4 protein-coding genes are annotated in these 2,430 nt (G+C 55.3%); all 4 read right to left on the reverse strand.

Going from position 1 to position 2,430, the window contains the following annotated elements; all coding sequences use genetic code 11:
- Positions 1-578: AAA family ATPase (locus WIH05_RS00050; protein WP_337424784.1), on the reverse strand; the 578-nt coding region annotated here is incomplete at its 3' end.
- 9 nt (positions 579-587) lie between these two features.
- On the reverse strand, positions 588-1,043 hold the full coding sequence (argR, locus tag WIH05_RS00055; protein WP_158358538.1) for an arginine repressor: 456 nt from the start codon (positions 1,041-1,043) through the stop codon (positions 588-590).
- A gap of 103 nt (positions 1,044-1,146) precedes the next feature.
- Entirely contained in the window at positions 1,147-1,995 is an 849-nt protein-coding gene (locus WIH05_RS00060) for an NAD(+)/NADH kinase (RefSeq protein ID WP_022273676.1), read from the reverse strand.
- A gap of 21 nt (positions 1,996-2,016) precedes the next feature.
- Positions 2,017-2,430, reverse strand: a 414-nt coding sequence (locus WIH05_RS00065; RefSeq protein WP_337424785.1) for an SAM-dependent methyltransferase, incomplete at its 5' end; no start/stop codon positions are given.

Raw genomic sequence — 2,430 nt, forward strand, 5'->3', positions numbered from 1 at the left:
CGCAGAAAATCCGACTCCCGCTTTCTCGTCTCCTCATCCAGATGGAAGCCCGAAAGCTTCTCTCTGAGGGCCTGATATTTCCGGTAACCTTCCTCCACGTCTCTTTTCAGATTTTCCGTTTCATTCCGGGAATATTCGTCCAGGATCTCCAGATGCTTCTGCTTATGGAGAAGAGACTGATGCTCATGCTGTCCATGAATGTCCAGGAGAAGTCCGGTGACGGCCTTAAGCCTTGCGGTGGTCACCGTCTCGTCGTTGATCCGGCTGACCGTCCTGGACGGGGTGATCTTTTTAGAAATGATAAGGAGGCCGTCCTCATCGGGCGCGATGTCCAGGGCCTCCAGAGCGTTTTTTTTCTTCTCATCGTCCACGGAAAAGGCCAGCTCCACCAGGGCGCTGTCCTCGCCCTGGCGGATCATGTCCTTCGACGCCTTTCCTCCCAGCGCCAGACCCACAGATCCGATGAGGATGGATTTTCCTGCTCCGGTCTCTCCGGTCAGTATATTAAGCCCTCCGGTAAACTCCACCTCGGCCTTTTCGATCAGGGCCAGGTTTTTTACGTGTAAGCCCAGCAGCATTCCATCACCTCAATTCTGCTCATTCAGGATCTTTTTCAGCTTATCCATCAGAAGGATCGTATCGTCCACAGTCCTTACGGCGCACATGATGGTATTGTCTCCGGCCACACAGCCCACGATCTCGTGGAAGCCGATCACATCCAAAGCCTCTGCCACCGCCATGGCCATGCCGGACACAGTTTTAATGACCAGGATATTCTGGGCCATATCCATGGATACGAAGCAGTCCCGCAGGATGCGGATATACTTCTCCCCGAAGTCCCTCTGATGCTGCATCACCGAATAGCACTGGCGGCCATTTTCCTTCTGCACCTTCGTAAGCTTCAGCTCCCGGATATCCCTGGAGACCGTGGCCTGGGTCACATGGTATCCGGCCTCTTTTAAATAGGAAGCCAGCTCCTCCTGCGTCTCGATCTGGTACTTGCCGATCAGCTCTACGATCTTGCTGTGTCTGTCTACCTTCATGTCTGTTACCCCTTTCCTGTAACTGTTCCGTATCCCTCCGGTTACAACGTGCTCTGCCTTTTCCATCCGCGGCTCCGGCCCCGGCCGGCTCCGCCCTCTTCCCCTATGCGTCGTACATCTTGTGCTTTAAGATATCCAGGAATGACCGGTCGTCCAGCTTCACTGCCCGGGTCACCATCTTGGACCGTTCGATCTCAATATAATCCCCACGGGTCAGCGCCACCTTGGTTCCCCCGTCAAAGGCGGCTGCCTGGCACCCTTCATTTTTTTCCGATATCTCGATCCGGATCCGGCTTTCCGGTCCCAGAACGATGGTCCGGGACGTCAGTGTATGAGGGCACACCGGCGTCAGGATCAGAAGCTCCCCGTCCGGCTGGGCAATGGGGCCCCCCGCAGACAGGTTATAGGCCGTGGAGCCCGTAGGTGTGGAGACGATCACCCCGTCGGCACTGTATTCATACAGAAACTGGCCGTTGACGTAGATCTTAAATTTCAGGACACGCATGTCCCCCTCCCGGGCCAGTACGATATCGTTTAAGGCAATATGGCTGGCCTCCGGTCTTCCCTTGTGGTATATCCTGCCTGTGAGCATCATCCGTTCCTGGATCTCATAACGGTCTGAAAGCAGGGCATCCAGAAGCTCCTCCAGGTTGCCCCCCTTTCCCATCTGGGTCAGATATCCCAGATCCCCCAGGTTGATGCCCACAATAGGAAGGCCTGTACCCGCCAGATCCCTGGCCGCCTGGATAAAGGTCCCGTCTCCTCCCAGGGTGATGACGCACTCCGTATCCTCCGGCACGTCGGAAACGGATGTAAACCGTTTCCCCTTGCTGAACACGCCTTTGGAGGTCCTGCAGGTGCATCCATGGTCCTCCAGATACCGGGAGATCCTCTCTCCCATGGCTTTTGTATCTTCTTTATCTTCGTTGACAATGATATAAAAATGTTTCATATGCTGCTCCCGCCGGAACTCCTAATCCAGCGTCTCATGTGCCTGGTTTACGATCTCCTCCGCATCAATGGAGCTGTTTTCGTAAACGTTTCCGCCGGCATCGTTTCTTAAATGCAGAAGGTACTCAATATTTCCCTCCGGTCCCTTGATGGGTGAGAACTCCAGATGCAGGGCCTCGAAGCCGATGCTTCCTGCAAAAGCCGCCACCATGCGGATCACCTCCAGGTGGACGGACCGCTCCCGGACCACTCCCTTTTTCCCGACCTTTTCCCGGCCCGCCTCAAACTGCGGTTTAATGAGGCATACCACCTGGCCGTCCGGCTCCATAAGAGCCTTCACCGGCCCCAGGACCTTGGTAAGGGAGATAAACGATACGTCAATGGAGACGAACTGGATCTTGTCCGGGATCTCCTCCGGGGTCACATACCGGATGTT

It is taken from the genome of Alitiscatomonas sp. (assembly GCF_037242085.1).
Taxonomy (GTDB): Bacteria; Bacillota; Clostridia; order Lachnospirales; family Lachnospiraceae; genus Alitiscatomonas; species Alitiscatomonas aceti.

Coding starts and splice junctions, on each gene's coding strand:
- argR (WP_158358538.1), bottom strand. CDS start 1,043: ATGAAGGTAGACAGACACAGCAAGATCGTAGAGCTGATCGGCAAGTAC.
- WIH05_RS00060 (WP_022273676.1), bottom strand. CDS start 1,995: ATGAAACATTTTTATATCATTGTCAACGAAGATAAAGAAGATACAAAA.